This is a genomic window from Granulicella sp. 5B5, assembly GCF_014083945.1.
Classification (GTDB): Bacteria; Acidobacteriota; Terriglobia; order Terriglobales; family Acidobacteriaceae; genus Granulicella.
In genome coordinates, this window is sequence record NZ_CP046444.1 from 145562 (window position 1) to 161730 (window position 16169).

The following is a 16169-nucleotide window of genomic DNA, read 5'->3' on the forward strand; positions in this document are numbered from 1 at the left end:
AGGCGGCGATAGCGACGATGACAGTTGTTAGAGGGTGTCAGGCGTGGCGGAGGACTGCGGCAGAACGGCAGGAGGCTGAATGAGAACCGTGCTGTTGGTCGCTCCTAGTGGAATGCTTTGCATGGCGAAGGCGGCAAGGACGCGTTTGCGCAGCTCGCGCATGACGCCGTCGCGCTGGTTGACGCGGACGCGGACGGTGATGGGGTAGATAGCCTCGTAGCCCTTGAGAGAGTCGACGCCAGGAACAGTCGGATCGGCGATGACGATGTCTTTGAAGGCAGCGTCGTTGCGGACGTCGTCGGCGAGCTTTTTGAGCAGTGCGATAACTCGGGTGGGGTCTTCGCGTGCATCGACGGAGATATTGAGGGTGCCTACGGCGAAGTCGCGGGAGAGGTTGGAGACGGTGGTGATCTGGCTGTTGGGGACGATGTAGATAGTGCCGTCGCTGCCGCGCAAGCGGGTGATGCGAAGGCTGAGGTCTTCGACAATGCCGGTGAGTCCGGCGATCGTGATGGTGTCGCCGACGGAGTACTGGTCTTCGACGAGGATGAATATGCCGGTGAGCATGTCTTTGAAGATGGACTGGGCGCCAAAGCTGATGCCAAGGCCGATGACACCCGCGGAGGCGATGAAGGGGCCGAGCGAGACGCCAATGGCGCCGAGGACCTGGGTGAGCAGATAGAAGCCGATGATGGCATATGCTGTAGCACGCAGGATGGCGGCCACGGTGCGGAGCTGCGAGGCGCGGGAGGAGTTTCCTACGAGGTGGTCGGCGCGCTGGCGCATGCGGCGGACGAAGAAGAGGACGATCTGCTGACAGATGAATGAGGCGAGCAGAGCGAAAAGGAGCTGCGGGATGCCGACCTGCAGGAAGTGGGCGAGATCAATGTCCCAGCCGTTGAGCACGTGGCGGAAGATGTGCTCATCCTTGGGGAGCGACTCGGTGAGTTGTGCGGAGGTTGAAAACAGGTTCATGATGAAGGTGTCCTGGACTTCAAAGGCGTTGATGGGCCTATACGGTAGAGTACCGGACGGCGGGGGTATGGCGTTTCGATGCAGGATAGGCCGCAGTTGGGTACCGGGAATACCGAGGAAGACGGATTTCAGGGAGACGACGATGCGCAGAGAGATGAGCAGATATGCGAGGATGCTGATCGTGGTGCTGGGCATGGTAGCAGCCATGGGTCTGGTGTTGGGTGTTGGACGAACCGGTTTGGCGGCGCAGGTGCAGCAGCCGGTGGCCTCGCCGGGGACAACGCCGCCACCGATAGGAGCTGAACGGCTTCCCGAGCCGGTTGATCCCTACGCAGCGCGGATGAAGCATCAGGAGCAGGTTGCACAAGCGGACGACCGCCGCAAGAAGATGGTGGCGGATGCAGACAAGCTGCTGCAACTGGCGACCGACCTGAAGGCGGATGTCGACAAGGAAACACGCAATGAGACATCGGTGAGCGCGTACATGAAGGCCGACGAGATTGAAAAACTGGCCCATGACGTGAAGCAGCGGCTGAAGAACTAAGACGCGACGTTGCGATAGAAGACGACGAAGCTGCCGGATACGATGTTCTCAAGCGGCGTCTGCAGGCCAGTAGGGCGAGGGGCTGCCTGACAGCGGGTGAAGGGCAGCGCAGGCTAAACAGTACGGAGGCGAGACGAAGGAGCGTGGGTTGGGCTACACTCTGGCGGCGCCGGGTTGCGTTCGATAGACGCCCGAGAGGATTTTGCACCGCTTGAAACTAGTAGAATCTCCAATGGATACCGGAGAGGAGGGCCAGGACTTGGCACAGAAGGGGATGTCGAACACGAAGGCCAATGGGAGTTCGTCGCTGACGGCCGAGCGCTCTCCGGAGAGTGAGCTTCGCGACGGACTGAGTAAGGCGCAGCTGATCGAGTTCTACCGGCTGATGTACCTTTCGCGGCGCACGGATGACCGCGAGATTCTGTTGAAACGGCAGCAGAAGATATTCTTTCAGATCTCGTGCGCAGGGCATGAGGCATTGCTCGTGGCCGCGGGTATGGCGATGAAGCCTGGGTACGACTGGTTCTTCCCGTACTATCGGGACCGTGCGATCTGCCTGGCGCTGGGCAATACAGTTGAGGAGCAGTTGCTGCAGGCGGTAGGTGCGGCGGACGATCCGGCCAGCGGCGGGCGGCAGATGCCTTCGCACTGGACGAGCAAGCGTTTGAATATTGTGTCGCCGTCATCGGCGACCGCGACGCAGTGCCTGCATGCGGTGGGTTGCGCGGAGGCTGGGCGCTACTATACGCATCATCCCGAGGCGGCGAAGAAGCCTTCGGGTGTGGTGGACTACCGTCTGTACAAGGACGTGATGTTTCATGGCGATGAGGTGACGTATGTCTCCATCGGCGAGGGCTCGACGAGCCAGGGCGAGTTCTGGGAGAGCCTGAATACAGCTTCGAACATGAAGCTGCCGGTGGTGTATGTGGTCGAGGACAATGGCTATGCGATCTCGACGCCGGTGGAGGTGAATACTCCGGGTGGCAACATCTCAAAGCTGGTGGCGAACTTTCCGAACTTCCACTTTGCGGAGGTCGATGGGACCGATGCGATTGCCAGCTATGAGGCGATGGTGGAGGCGGTGGCGTACTGCCGCAGCGGCAAAGGGCCCGCGCTGGTGCATGGGCACGTAATACGGCCGTACTCGCATTCGCTGTCGGATGACGAGACGCACTATCGCAGCGCGGCGGAGATTGAGGCCGATGCATTGCGCGATCCAGTGCTGAAGATGCAGACGTGGCTGATGCGCGAGGGGATACTCGACGCGCAGGGCATCGACGATCTGGAGCGCAAGGTGGATGACGAGATCCAGCGTGCGACCGACCGCGTACTGAATGCTCCGCTGGCGCAGCCGGAGTCGATTCTGAAGCATGTGTACTCGGAGGACCTGCGGCCTACCGATGCGGTGTTTGCAACTGAACCGCAGCCGACGGCGGACAAGAGCGAGCATACGATGCTCGACATGATCAACCTTTGCCTGCATGACGAGATGCGCCGGGATGAGCGGATCGTGATCTTCGGCGAAGATGTGGCCGATGCGTCGCGCGATAAAGAGTTGATGGCCGGTAAGCTGAAGGGCAAGGGCGGCGTCTTCAAGGTCACGCATGGGCTGCAGAAGGAGTTTGGCAGCGACCGCGTGTTCAACTCGCCACTGGCTGAGGCGAACATTGTGGGCCGTGCGATTGGCATGGCGGTGCGCGGAATGAAGCCGGTGGTCGAGATCCAGTTCTTCGACTACATATGGCCAGCGGTGCACCAGATGCGCAATGAGCTGGCGGTGATGCGGTGGCGGTCGAACGGGCAGTTTGCCTGCCCGATGGTGATCCGTGTGCCCGCAGGTGGGTATCTGACGGGTGGGTCGATCTATCACTCGCAGTCGGGAGAGAGCATCTTTACGCATACGCCGGGCGTGCGGATTGTAATGCCGTCGAATGCGCTGGATGCGATTGGTTTGCTGCGGACGGCGATCCGCTGCGACGATCCGGTGATCTTCCTGGAACACAAGAACCTGTATCGCTCGGTGTTTGGGCGCGGGCAATATCCCGGGCCGGAGTACACGATTCCGTTTGGCAAGGCTGCGGTTGTGAAGCCGGGCAAGGACCTGACGGTAATTACATATGGTGCTGTGGTTCCGCGGGCGCTGGAGGCAGCACGGCGGATGGAGCGCGAGCGTGGAGTCGATGTAGAGTTGATCGACCTGCGCAGCCTGACTCCGTATGACTGGGAGGCGATTGCCACCAGCGTGAAGAAGACCAGTAAAGTGATTGTGGCGCATGAAGATATGCGCAGCTGGGGCTTCGGTGCGGAGATTGCGGCGAGGATCGGCGATGAGCTGTTCCATGACCTGGATGCCCCGGTGCGGCGCGTGGGTGCGATGGACACGTTCTGCGGATATCAGCCGTTGCTGGAAGACGCGATCCTGCCGCAGGTGGAGCACTTGTTTGCGGCGATGAGTGAGCTGGCAGTGTTCTAGCGCAGGCTCGGTAGAATTGCGGTAAACTGGAGTTGTCCCCGCAAGTTGGCTTGACACACTCCCTGTAGGAGAGCCGCATGTATTGGCAGCGCAAGGCCGGAGTGGCACTGATGGCGGCAGGTGGTCTGCTGCTGGCGGCTTTTGTCGTGCCGACGGTGTATGGGCGCGCGATGTCGCATCTGGCTGTGGCGGAGTTTCGCGCTGAGAGCGGGAGTCACCGGCTGTGGGACAGTGCGCGCATCCGGGCGTATCAGCGAACGCTGGCGATGGTGATGCCGACTCCGGAGGGAGTGCTACGGGTGCCTAAGGCGGGGATCGAGGTGCCGGTGTATGAGGGCACGAGCGATCTGGTGCTGAACCGTGGTGTGGGCCACGTGACTGGAACGGCGCTGCCGGGTGAGGCGGGCAATGTAGCGATTACGGGGCATCGCGATGGGTTCTTTCGCGGGCTGAAGGATCTGGCCGTAGGCGACAAAATTGAGGTGCAGCGGAGCGATACTGCGGGTGGCACCGACACATATGTGGTGGACAGGATTCATATTGTCTTGCCGGGCGATACGTCCGTCCTTAACAACACTGGAAGATCCACGCTGACCTTGATTACGTGCTACCCGTTCTATTACGTTGGCGCGGCGCCACAACGGTATATCGTGCAGGCGATCAAGCAGGGAGCATAGAGCAGGGTTAGGGCCAGCAGTTTGGTTGGAACGAACGCAACATCAACGGTTTGATTAACATCAACGTTTTACTGAAATATATTTTAGGAGAACAAGAGGTTATGCAGATGTCCTTTCGCCACCTTGCAGTTGCTACTGTTTTCGCGTTTTCGGCTTGTTGCACGACGGGCGCCATGGCGCAGGTGAAGGCGAGCTCAGGGCCGAGCTCTACCGTGGTGTACGTCAGCGGAAACGACCTAGTGGTGAAGGCGTCCGATGGGAAGCTGCTGAACTACAGCGTGGCCAATGGGACGATGTTCTCCGCCGATGGTAAGGAGGTGCCGCTGTCGGCGCTGACGCCGGGTACGAAGCTGACCAAGGCGGTATCGACAGGGTTTGACCCGGACATTATTGGCGCTGTGCAGGTGGTGAAGGGCAAGGTGTTTGCCGTGACGCCGCCGGACACTGTGACGCTCTCGCTGGCTGACGGCATCAAGGAGCTGAAGGTGCCGGAGAACACGAAGTTTTCGGTCGATGGCAAAGAGGTTGCGATCAGCGACCTGAAGCCCGACATGATGGTGGAGGCGACGGTGGTGACGACGATCGCTCCGGATGCGAAGCCTGAGGTTGCGAATGCGCCGGCGCCGAGCACACCGGCGTTGAGCGGTGCTCTGCTGGTGTTCAAGACGCCGGGTTCGGGCGATTCGGCGCTGCCGGAGGCAGGGACGAACCTGCCGCTGTATGGCCTGCTGGGTATGATTCTGCTGGCGATGGGCGCGGCGCTGACGTTCTGGCGGCGTCCGGTCCGGTCGTAGCGAGCGCACCGGGCACTAAGGTGTTGAAAGAACGGGCGGCTTCGGCTGCCCGTTCTTTTGTACCCGGGGTGAAACGGGACGCAGACGAACTGGTTTGCGGAGCTGGGTGATGGCTCCGAACCCAATGTGACGATGGACCGACGGCGACCAGGGAGAGGCAGATGGAGGCAGTGTTGCTGGGACGACCGGCAACGGCGAATACTCGCGATACGGTGCTGGTGCAGTTCACGAACCCGACGGCGCAACAGGATGCGCTGGAGAACTTTACAGCGAAGCCCGCGAGTGCTGAGATGGATGGGGCTAAGGAGCCTAATTATGATGCGGGTCGGGCTGGGTCGTAAGGCAAAGGTGGTCCCGACTTTGCACAGAATGCGCGGCCGGAGATTCCGCTGGAGTACGATGGCGGGCCTTCTGCTGGGATCACCGGAGTTTCAGCGACGGTAAAGCGTAAGCTGTTGGTAGCGGCGAGCAACTTTCCTGCCCGGTTGGAGTCAGTAATAAGTAGTTGCCCCGTCGAAGCGGGAGCGTTCACGACCAAAGGAGTATTCACATGGCGAACAGGACGATCTTTACCGACTCGAGCGATTGGGGCTGCGATATGCATGGGCGCGATCTTCCGCGGCGCAACGCTGTAACGCGGCGCGGCTTTATGAAGGGCGGCGCATTGGCGCTGGTGGGCACGAGCGTGGTGCCGGCGTTTTTGACGCGGTCGATCTATGCGGAGATGGACAAGGCTGCGGCAGCGAACAAGAAGCTGGTGGTGATCTTTCAGCGCGGCGCGTGCGATGGGCTGAACGTGGTGGTGCCGTACAAGGAGAAGAACTACTACACCATGCGGCCGACCATTGCGATCAAGCAGAACGAGGTGATCGACCTCGATGGGTTCTTCGGGCTGCACCCGCAGATGGCGGCGTTCAAGCCGCTGTATGACCAGGGGCACCTGGCGGTCGTTCATGCGGCCGGGTCGCCTGACCCGACGCGCTCGCACTTTGACGCGCAGGACTATATGGAGAGCGGCACGCCCGGGGTGAAGATTACGCAGGATGGCTGGCTGAACAGGGCATTGCAAAACGCCCCTGATGCCAAACCGACTGCGTTCCGCGCGGTCGCGCTGGGAACACAGTTGCCGCGCACGCTGGAGGGCAGGATTCCAGCGATTGCTGTGGCGAACCTCGCTGACTTTTCGGTGGCGGGCAAGGGGCCGCAGACCTCGCCGATCTCGAATGCTTTCCAGGCGATGTATGACCAGTCGACGGACTCGGTGCTGCATGGCACAGGCGAGGAGACGTTTGAGGCGGTAAAGATGTTGAAGGCCGCCGATCCCGCGCATTATCAGCCGGCGGCTGGTGTGGTGTATCCGAATGGCGCGTTTGGCAACAGCCTGAAGCAGGTCGCGCAGCTGATGAAGGCGAACCTCGGCGTGGAGGCTGCGTTCAGCGACATCGGCGGCTGGGACACGCACCAGAACCAGGGCGCGGCGAACGGACAGCTCGCGAACCGGCTGAAGGAGTTCTCGGAGTCGATTGCGGCGTTCTGGAACGATATGGGCGACGAAGCAGAGAACATCACGCTGGTGACGATGAGCGAATTCGGGCGCACAGCCCGGCAGAACGGCACCGGCGGGACCGATCACGGCCATGCGAATGTGATGTTCGTGCTCGGCGGGCAGGTGAAGGGCGGCAAGGTCTACGGCAAATGGCCGGGACTGAATAACGAACAGTTGAACGAGGGGCGGGATCTGAAGGTGACAACGGACTTCCGCAATGTGCTGGCCGAAGCGGCGTACCGGTCGCTGGGTGCGCGGAACCTAGAGGCTGTTTTCCCGAACGCTCCGGTTGATCCGAAGACATTCCTGAACTTTGTGTAGGAACTGGCGCTTTCAGATTATCGACAACGCTTTCAGTCCTGTCAACAGGGTAGGTCAGCTTTTTGCGTGGCGGAGTTGAACTTGAATTTTCAGCGTAATTCACTTTTTCTATCGAATTGAACAGAACTTTTTACGGAAACTTCCGTTAAACCCAGATGTACCACCTTACAGCCGACACCAGCACTCCCCACAGGTGACGGTTTCCCCTATCCGCAGCACCCTCCCCTGCCTAAATCCTGGGGGCTCCCGCGAAAGCGGTTGAGCCCCTACGGCTCTTTCTGCGTGGTCCTCTAACGGCTGTACTCGTCCAGGAAGCGCTGGATGCCGTTTTTCAGAGATGTGTCGTCCCCGGGCTGGACTGCGAGCAGCGTTTTGGGGTCGTGTGCGTTGCGGAGTTCTTCGGGTGGCGGGTTGTTGCTGTGGAGAACCAGCAGTTTGGGCACGGATGACGCTGCCAGAGGGGCGGCGAGTGGGAACCTCTGGTGGAAGAGCAGCAAAGCTGGAACTGCGCGGGAGCGGGCGTCCTGCGCGGCGCGCGGCAGCGTGTCTCCATCGGGAGCGTCAAGGATAAGAGACGGGCAGCTAACCGTATCGGTGGCGCAGAGGTTGAGAGCGAGAGGTGCGCCGAGGTCGTGGCCGTAGACGACGATGGATGATACTGAGAGGCTGCGTTGGTTGAGCAGATAGTCGAGCGCGGAGTGCGCGTCGGCCTGCATGGTGTCCTGGGTGGGGTGTTGGCTGCCACTGCGGCCGTAGCCTCGGTAGTCGAATAGCAGTACATTGAGGCGGAGACTGTGGAGCGTCGCGGCCATCGCAAGGGCATCGGCCATGGTGCCGGAGGCTCCGTGAAGCATGAGGACGGTGTGTTCGGGCTGTGAGAAAGCAGTATCGGGTGCGTTGGCGGGAATCCACCAGCCGTCGAGTTGCGGCTGGCCGGAGGCGTCGACACCGAAGTGGACCTCGGTAAAGGGCAGTCCCTGGGACGCCGGGGTTGTTGTGACGGTGCGCGAAGGGTGCAGGATGAGTTGCCAGGCGCTGTGCACATAGACGATGCACAGGGTGAGATAGGCGAGAATGAGGGCGGCTGCGAGAGTTGCGGCCAGACCTTTGAGAATGAAGGCCGGGTCGACGAGTTCGGGCTGGGCGGTGCTGCGTGGCGGTGTTGGCTGGCGGCGGGGTGCGTTCGGCTTGCGGCTTGGCTTGGAGTTGCTGGGCATGGTTCGTAGGCTGCACTTCCAGCATCTCATGCCGGAGCGCTGACGGTTGCGAGGAGGAGAACGTGGCGGAGTGGGTACGGTTGTGCACGGCGGCAGAGGCACCGGCGCCGGGAACTGCGATGGAGGCTGAGGCACAGGGCGTCGCAGTGTGTCTGGCGAACGTGAATGGAGAACTCGCGGCGCTGGGCAACGAGTGTCCACACCGGCATGGGCCGTTGGGGCAGGGCTGGGTGGAGGGTGAGGCGGTGGTGTGTCCGTGGCACAGCTGGGCATTCGATGTGAAGACCGGCGTGGCGCTGCCTCCGGAGCGGGCGAAGGTAGAGGTCTTCCAGGTGAAGATCGAGGGCGGAGATGTGCTGGTGCAATTGGGCTGATGCGGTTTAGTTTGCCAGGCATATTTCTTTGTTTCCACAGGGCTTGGGATAACTCGGTGGAGGCTGTACGCCTCTAATCGTGTGTGTTGGAGTTCGCGCCTGAAGGGGTTTGTGGAGCGCGAATTGGGCCCGAATGTTCTTAAGGAGGACTTCGATGAAGAAAACATTGCTCTCTCTTTTTGCCGCAGTGATGTTGCTGGGAGTTGCGATGCCCAGCGCGCAGGCGCAGGCGCACCATCGCCACCGCCACTGCTGGTACAGTCACCACCACCGTCATTGCCGCTGGGAGTAGTCTGCGGAGTGTTCAAAGACAGCCCGGTTTCGGCCGGGTTGTTTTGTGTCTGAAGGCGTTTGTGAACTTCCTGCAAAGGAAGGGTGATTTACTCAGCCAAGACTGCTAAAATCTATAAAATCCACTCTCCAAGGGAGAGGTAATGCAGGCAATTCTCGCCCTCGAAGACGGGCGGCTCTTTCGCGGTAAGGCCTACGGCGCAATCACAGAACGCGTCGGAGAGGTCGTTTTCAATACATCCCTCACTGGTTACCAAGAGATCTTTACGGACCCGAGCTATGCGGGGCAGATCGTGGTGCTCACGAACCCGCATATTGGCAACTACGGCACGTCGCCGTCGGATGCCGAGTCGGCCAAACCCTACATCGAGGGGCTGGTGGTGCGTGAGTTTTCACCGGTGAGCTCGAACTGGCGTTCCACCGAGGTCGCCGATGAGTACCTCGAGCGCAATGGTGTTCCAGTGATCGCGGAGATCGACACGCGGGCGGTGGTTCGCCATCTTCGCGCGAACGGCTGTCTGCGCGGCGTGCTCTCGACTGCGGTGGAGGACACCGATGCACTGGTGGCGAAGGCGCGTGCGCACAAGACCATGGCCGGCACCGACCTTGCGAGTGTGGTAACGACGAAATCGCAGTACACATGGGACGCGAGCGAGCCGAAGAACGAGACCGGCGACGCACTGTTGCCTGCAGACGATGCTGCTGCGGCTTCTCCGGCAGGTGACACACTGCATGTGGTGGCCTATGACTTCGGCATCAAGCAGAACATCCTGCGTATGCTGGCGCGGGAGAACTGCCGCGTGACGGTGGTCCCGGCGAAGACTTCGGCTGCCGATGTGTTGGCGATGAATCCAGATGGCGTGTTCTTCTCGAACGGACCTGGCGATCCGGAGCCGCTGGAGTATGCAGTGAAGAACGTGCAGGAGCTGCAGGGTAAGAAGCCGCTGTTCGGCATCTGCCTGGGGCACCAGGTGTTTGGGCTCGCGCTGGGTGGCAAGACCTACAAGCTGAAGTTCGGGCACCACGGCGGTAATCATCCGATCAAAAATCTGGAGACAGGGAAGGTCGAGATCACCGCGCAGAACCACAACTTCAACGTCGATCCGGCGAGCCTGCCGGGTGATGTCGAGCAGACGCACATCAATCTGAATGACAACACGCTCGCGGGGCTGAAGCACAAGACAGATCCAATGTTCAGCGTGCAGTATCACCCGGAGGCAAGCCCCGGGCCGCATGATTCGCACTACCTCTTCCGGCAGTTTCGGACGTTGATGGAAGACTGGAAGAAATAAGTTTTATTTGGAAGCATGAGGGGCGGGCAGTTAGCCGCCCCTTCAAAGCGACAGGACGGCTGTGCCGTTGCAGGGATAGAAGATGCCACGCAGGAATGACATTGCGAAGATTCTGGTGATCGGCTCAGGGCCGATTGTAATTGGGCAGTCGGCGGAGTTCGACTACTCCGGTACACAGGCGTGTAAGGCGCTGAAGGCTGAAGGGTATGAGGTGGTGCTGGTGAACTCGAACCCGGCGTCGATCATGACCGACCCGGACGTTGCCGACCGCACGTACATTGAGCCGCTGACGCCCGCGTATGTGGAAGAGATTCTGCGCGTCGAGTTGGAGATGCTGAAGGCAAGTGGGACGCCGGGCGTGTTTGCTGTGCTGCCGACGGTGGGTGGACAGACGGCGCTGAACATGGCGGTCGATCTTGCGGATGCGGGTGTGCTGGACCGCATGGGCATTGAGCTGATCGGCGCGAAGCTGGAGGCGATCAAGAAGGCCGAAGACCGGCTGCTGTTCAAGGACGCGATGAACAAGATCGGGCTCGACATGCCGAAGTCGAAGCTCGTGAACAACATTCGCGATGGCCTGGAGTTTGCAAGCTCGCTGGGGTTCCCGGTGGTGATTCGACCGAGCTTTACGCTGGGTGGTTCGGGCGGCGGGATCGCGTACAACCGCGAAGAGCTGATGGAGATCCTCTCGCGCGGGCTCGATCTCTCGCCGGTGCATGAGTGCCTGCTGGAAGAGAGCGTGCTTGGCTGGAAGGAGTACGAGCTGGAGGTGGTGCGCGACCTGAAGGACAACGTCGTGATCATCTGCTCGATTGAGAACTTCGATCCGATGGGCGTGCATACGGGTGACTCGATTACGGTGGCGCCGGCGCAGACGCTGACCGATCGCGAGTACCAGAAGATGCGCGATGCTGCAATCGCCGTGATCCGCGAGATCGGTGTGGAGACCGGCGGAAGCAATGTGCAGTTCTCTGTGAACCCGCAAAACGGGCGCATGACGGTGATCGAAATGAACCCGCGTGTGTCGCGCTCGTCCGCGCTCGCGTCGAAGGCGACGGGGTTTCCAATTGCGAAGATCGCAGCGCGGCTGGCTGTTGGCTATACGCTCGATGAGTTGCAGAACGACATTACGAAGGCTACGCCTGCGTGCTTTGAGCCGACGATCGACTATGTCGTCGTGAAGATTCCGAAGTGGCAGTTCGAGAAGTTCCCGGGCTCAGATGAGACGCTGGGGCCGCAGATGAAGTCTGTTGGCGAGGTGATGGCGATTGGGCGCACCTTCAAGGAAGCGATGATGAAGGCTGTGCGCTCGCTGGAGACAGGCAAGAAGGCTGGTGCCGATGCGATTGAGCCGCGCAGGCTCCGGCAGCGGTTGGTGACGCCTTCGCCGGAGCGGCTGGCGTATCTGCGTTATGCGTTTGATACGGGTATGTCGGTTCGCGAGGCCGCGAAGTTTACGGGCATGGACCCGTGGTTTCTGCACCAGATGAAGACGATCTCCGATGAGCTGAAGGAGATTGAGGCAGCGGAGGGCAAAATCGACGAGTACGCACTGCGCGCGGCGAAGCGGATGGGCATCTCCGATGAACGGCTGGCGCAGGCGCTGAAGACAGACGCTGCGTCGGTGCGTGCGTTGCGCACGAAGCTTGGCGTGAAGCCGGTGTTCAAGCTGGTGGACACGTGCGCGGCGGAGTTCGAAAGCCTGACGCCGTACATGTACAGCTGCTACGACGAAGAGGATGAGGCTGCGCCGACGGCGAAGAAGAAAGTCATCATCCTTGGATCGGGGCCGAACCGCATTGGGCAGGGGATTGAGTTCGACTACTGCTGTTGCCATGCGGCGTTTGCGCTGCGTGACGATGGCTACGAGACGATCATGGTGAACTGCAACCCTGAGACGGTCTCGACCGATTACGACACGAGCGACCGCTTGTACTTCGAGCCGCTGACGCTGGAGGACGTGCTCGCGGTGTATGAGCATGAGGCTTCTGGCGGTGCGGAGATCGGGATGATCGTACAGTTTGGCGGGCAGACACCGCTGAACCTCTCGCTGCCGTTGAAGGCCGCGGGTGTGCCGATTATAGGGACCTCGCCGGAGTCGATCGATCTTGCAGAGGATCGCAAGCGGTTCGGCAAGCTGATTGAAGAGCTTGAAATCCCGCAGCCGCAGGGCGCGATGGCTACGAGTGTTGAAGAGGCGTTGGCAGGGGCGCGGCGTGTGGAGTATCCGGTGCTGGTACGGCCGAGTTATGTGCTTGGCGGGCGTGCGATGGTCATCGCCTACGACGATGCAGACGTCGTGCGTTACATGAACAGCGCCATCGAGTACTCGCAGGAGCGGCCGGTGCTGGTGGACCACTTCCTTGAGGACGCGCAGGAGGTCGATGTCGATGCGCTGTGCGATGGCAAGGATGTGATCATCGCGGGCATAATGCAGCACATCGAGGAGGCAGGTGTGCACTCCGGTGACTCATCGTGCGTGCTGCCTGCTGTTGATCTGAGTGAAGATGTGCTGGAGACCATTCGCATCTATACGCGCAAGCTGGTGATGGCGCTGAATGTGATTGGGCTGGCGAACCTGCAGTTTGCGGTGCAGCGTGGCAAGGTGTTTGTGATCGAAGTGAACCCGCGTGCGTCGCGCACTGTGCCGTATGTCTCGAAGGCGACGGGCGTGCAGTTGGCGAAGGTGGCCTCGCGGCTGATGACTGGGCAGACGCTGAAGGAGCTTCTGCCGGAGCAGTTGGCGAGCGGCAAAGACCTCTCGACGGGTGAGCATTATTTTGTGAAGTCGCCGGTGTTTCCGTGGGGCAAGTTCCAGGGCGTCGATCCGGTGCTCGGACCGGAGATGCGCTCGACGGGCGAGGTAATGGGTGTGGCCCGCACGTTTGGAGAGGCTTTTGCCAAGGCGCAGACCGCTGCCGGTCTGCATCTGCCGATCAAGGGCACGGTGTTCTTTTCGGTCAACGATCACGACAAGAAGAGCATGGCCCCGCTGGCGCAGAGGTTCGTCGACATGGGCTTCAAGCTGGTCGCTACGCACCGCACTGCCGACGTGCTTGAAGACGCCGGCATGCAGGTGGAGCGCGTGTTCGCGGTGAAGGAAGGCAGGCCGAACGTGGTCGATCTCATCAAGAGTGAACGCATTCAGCTGATTGTGAATACGCCTTCAGGCCAGACCAGCGTGTTCGATGATGCCGCGATCCGCCGCGCGGCGGTGAGCGCCCGGGTGCCGATGATTACAACACTGGCAGCGGCGCGCGCCGCTGCCGACGGCATCGAGTCACTGCAGGGCGGCGAATACCACGTGGAGTCGATCCAATCGCTGCACGCATCGCGCCGCATGGAAACCGTGGCACAGTAGACCGGATAGACTATTTGTAATGCTGATCGATGGAATTCACGTACCGCTAACTTCGCCGTTCTATCGCGATGGCCGCAGCTATCTGCGCAAGCTGGAGCATAACGTTGCACGCTATTCGTTGACGCCTGTTGCCGGGTTGGTGGCGCTGGCGAGCGAGGGCGTCGAGCTTACCGATGAGGAGGCGCGCGAGTCGCTGGTGTCTATTGCAGAGGCTGCCGCGAAAGAGAAGGTGCTGGTTGCCACGATTGAGCGTGAGAGCGTGTATGCTTCGCTGCGGCTCGCGGAAGAGGCGGATACAGCAGGCTTTGATGTGTTGCTGGTGCGGGTCCCGCGGTTTGCGTGGCCGGGCGATTCCGCCGCTACGCTGCTGCACTTCAAGACTATCGCCGACAATGCTGCGCTGCCTCTAATGCTGCATAGCCAGACTGGACGTGCGTTGCCTGTGTCTGTGCTGGCGGAGCTTGCTGCGCATCCGAATGTGCTGGGCGTCTACGACGACGAACTCACTGTGGAGCGTTATCGCGAGATCGCCGCTGCGGCTGCGCACGTGAAACGTGAGGTGACGGTGACGACGGTGTTTGCGCCGGTGACACGCCGGATGCTCAGGCTGGAGTCGGAGGCGGGCGCTGCCACGTTTGTCTCTGCCGAGTTGTTGACCGGCGGAACTGCGGTTGCTGTTGCGCCACCCAGGCCGGCGATCAAGACTCGTACGAAGACCGTCGGTTTTCAGGTGATGGGTGCTGGCCGTGCGCAGGGGATGATCGCTCTGCTGGAAGCTGGCGCGGCAGGTGCGATGCCGGAGCTGGCTGCGGTGATGCCGCAGGGCGTCTATGAGGCACTCGCGGCGTTCAAGGATGGCAACCCTGCGCTGGCGGCGGAAAAGCAAAGCCGCCTGGAGATGCCGGATTCGCTGATCGCAGAACTGGGCGTTGCGGGTATCAAGTATGGCTGCGATTGGAACGGCTACTACGGCGGGGTGCCACGGCTGCCGCGCGTGCCGCTCGATGCCGAAGCCAGGAGCCGGGTAGAGCAGGCGCTGGGCAGTCTGCGGAACTAAAACGATGTGTCGATACAGCCTGCTCGGACGGCTGGGCCCTCCCCCCGTTTTGGGGCTATGATCCGCAGCGGATTGGGGTTAGCGTCGTAACCAGTTCGGTAGTTACCTGGCTGTTGCTTGAGAAAGAGCGTTAGACGAGAAAACCCGGCCTGGGCCGGGTTTCCTGCTGCACTTTTATTGTATCGGGTGTGTCAAGGGGTGATGGTTGCTTTTATCGTGAGGAGACGTGCAGTGAAGCGAGCTTCTGACGACCCTGCGTGGCCTCCGGCGAGTTGGGGTAACGCTGGATGAGCGAACGCAGCTCGCGTACACCCGCCTCGGTCTGACGCACGGCGAACATTGCCTCAGCCTTGTGCAACTGGCCTGCGGGAATCTTCGAGTTTGCGGGATAGCGCTCGAGCAACTGGTTGTAGTCCTTGATGGCTGCGGTGGGCCTTTGGGTGCGCATGTTGATTTCGCCGAGGTAGTAGAAGGCGTTGCCGGAGAGGTTGTCGTCCGGATAGGCCTTGATGAGGTCGCTGAACTCCGAGGTGGCGAGCGGGTACTTGCCGGCCATGTAATCGCTGTAGGCGGTGCGGTACATGTCCGATGCGGAGGGCCCGCCAGAGTCAGGCTGCGATGCCGAGGCGTCCGGCTGTGCCGGGCCCGCGGGAAGCGGCTCGCCGGGTGCAGGCCCGAGCGTGCTGCCGTCGTTGGTGGGTGGGGGAGCAGACGCAGGCGTGGTGGCGGGTTGCACGTTGGCACCGCTGCCGCTGCCCTGGGGCAGGTTGCTCAGGATGGCTGCGGTGGATTGCTGCTGGCTCTGGATGCTGCCGAGCGCTTTCTCCATGCGGGTGAGGCGGGCCTTGAGCTCGTCGATGGAGTCGTTCATCGCCTGCACCTGGCCGGAGAGCTGGTCACTCTTGGCGCCCATGGCGTCCTGCTGGTTCTGCATGGCGAGCTTGAGACCGTTGACGTCGACGGACATCTTGTTGACCGAGTCGGCGGTCTGCTGGACGAGATCCTTGAGCACACCCATGCGCTCGTCGTTGGACTGCTGGAGGCGGGCGACGGCGTCCTGCAGTTGTTGCACCTGCACCTGTAGCTGGATCATCTCCTTGCTGACGGCGTGGGCGCGGGGAACGGCAAAGCCGCAGAAGAGCAGGGCAACGGCGGCGAAACGGAACAAGGGAGAGCGAAAGGTCAGTCTGGACATGCAGGACTCCTCAGACATTAGATGGTACTTGAAGGAGAAGAGGAAAGCAGTA

The 16169-nt window shown here is 61.0% G+C and carries 14 protein-coding genes; 11 read left to right on the forward strand and 3 right to left on the reverse strand.

The genetic code is table 11. The annotated features are described in order from the left end of the window. Nucleotides 1–27 precede the first annotated feature (27 nt). The gene (locus tag GOB94_RS00560) at nt 28–1170 is read right to left on the reverse strand and encodes a mechanosensitive ion channel family protein (RefSeq protein ID WP_255484117.1); all 1143 of its coding nucleotides are present in this window, start codon (nt 1168–1170) and stop codon (nt 28–30) included. Here GOB94_RS00560 and GOB94_RS00565 point away from each other — a divergent pair. The 6 genes from GOB94_RS00565 (at nt 1148) to GOB94_RS00590 (ending at nt 7330) form a co-directional block, all read left to right on the forward strand. Then, a complete protein-coding gene (locus tag GOB94_RS00565; protein ID WP_182277036.1) occupies nt 1148–1519 on the forward strand; it encodes a hypothetical protein in 372 nt (123 codons plus the stop codon). The genes GOB94_RS00560 and GOB94_RS00565 overlap by 23 nt on opposite strands. Nucleotides 1520–1793: 274 nt before the next feature. Then, a complete protein-coding gene (locus GOB94_RS00570; RefSeq protein ID WP_182278333.1) occupies nt 1794–3992 on the forward strand; it encodes a dehydrogenase E1 component subunit alpha/beta in 2199 nt (732 codons plus the stop codon). Nucleotides 3993–4069: 77 nt separating this feature from the next. Beyond that, a complete protein-coding gene (locus tag GOB94_RS00575; protein WP_182277037.1) occupies nt 4070–4669 on the forward strand; it encodes a class D sortase in 600 nt (199 codons plus the stop codon). 107 nt (nt 4670–4776) lie between these two features. Beyond that, nucleotides 4777–5463: an LPXTG cell wall anchor domain-containing protein gene (locus GOB94_RS00580; RefSeq protein ID WP_220464967.1), complete on the forward strand. Its 687-nt coding sequence runs from the start codon at nt 4777–4779 to the stop codon at nt 5461–5463. Between the two features lie 161 nt (nt 5464–5624). Beyond that, a complete protein-coding gene (locus tag GOB94_RS00585; RefSeq protein WP_182277039.1) occupies nt 5625–5804 on the forward strand; it encodes a hypothetical protein in 180 nt (59 codons plus the stop codon). 209 nt (nt 5805–6013) lie between these two features. Then, on the forward strand, nt 6014–7330 hold the full coding sequence (locus GOB94_RS00590) for a DUF1501 domain-containing protein (RefSeq protein ID WP_182277040.1): 1317 nt from the start codon (nt 6014–6016) through the stop codon (nt 7328–7330). A 290-nt stretch (nt 7331–7620) separates the two neighbouring features. Here the strand turns inward: GOB94_RS00590 and GOB94_RS00595 are convergent, their stop codons facing one another. Beyond that, nucleotides 7621–8547, reverse strand: coding sequence for an alpha/beta fold hydrolase (locus GOB94_RS00595; RefSeq protein ID WP_182277041.1), 927 nt, complete (start codon nt 8545–8547; stop codon nt 7621–7623). Nucleotides 8548–8609: 62 nt separating this feature from the next. Here GOB94_RS00595 and GOB94_RS00600 point away from each other — a divergent pair, with 62 nt between their 5' ends. The 5 genes from GOB94_RS00600 to GOB94_RS00620 all read left to right on the forward strand — a co-directional run bounded on the left by GOB94_RS00600 (nt 8610) and on the right by GOB94_RS00620 (nt 14922). Then, complete coding sequence (locus GOB94_RS00600; RefSeq protein ID WP_182277042.1) at nt 8610–8921, forward strand: Rieske 2Fe-2S domain-containing protein; 312 nt, start codon at nt 8610–8612, stop codon at nt 8919–8921. 154 nt (nt 8922–9075) lie between these two features. After that, nucleotides 9076–9213, forward strand: a complete 138-nt coding sequence (locus GOB94_RS00605) for a hypothetical protein (protein WP_182277043.1) — start codon at nt 9076–9078, stop codon at nt 9211–9213. Nucleotides 9214–9355: 142 nt separating this feature from the next. After that, the gene (gene carA, locus GOB94_RS00610; RefSeq protein WP_182277044.1) at nt 9356–10504 is read left to right on the forward strand and encodes a glutamine-hydrolyzing carbamoyl-phosphate synthase small subunit; all 1149 of its coding nucleotides are present in this window, start codon (nt 9356–9358) and stop codon (nt 10502–10504) included. Between the two features lie 82 nt (nt 10505–10586). Continuing rightward, entirely contained in the window at nt 10587–13865 is a 3279-nt protein-coding gene (carB, locus tag GOB94_RS00615; RefSeq protein WP_182277045.1) for a carbamoyl-phosphate synthase large subunit, read from the forward strand. 19 nt (nt 13866–13884) lie between these two features. Then, nucleotides 13885–14922, forward strand: a complete 1038-nt coding sequence (locus GOB94_RS00620; protein ID WP_182277046.1) for a dihydrodipicolinate synthase family protein — start codon at nt 13885–13887, stop codon at nt 14920–14922. A gap of 211 nt (nt 14923–15133) precedes the next feature. Here GOB94_RS00620 and GOB94_RS00625 read toward each other — a convergent pair whose 3' ends face one another. Beyond that, nucleotides 15134–16117, reverse strand: coding sequence for a tetratricopeptide repeat protein (locus GOB94_RS00625; protein ID WP_182277047.1), 984 nt, complete (start codon nt 16115–16117; stop codon nt 15134–15136). Nucleotides 16118–16169 lie beyond the last annotated feature (52 nt).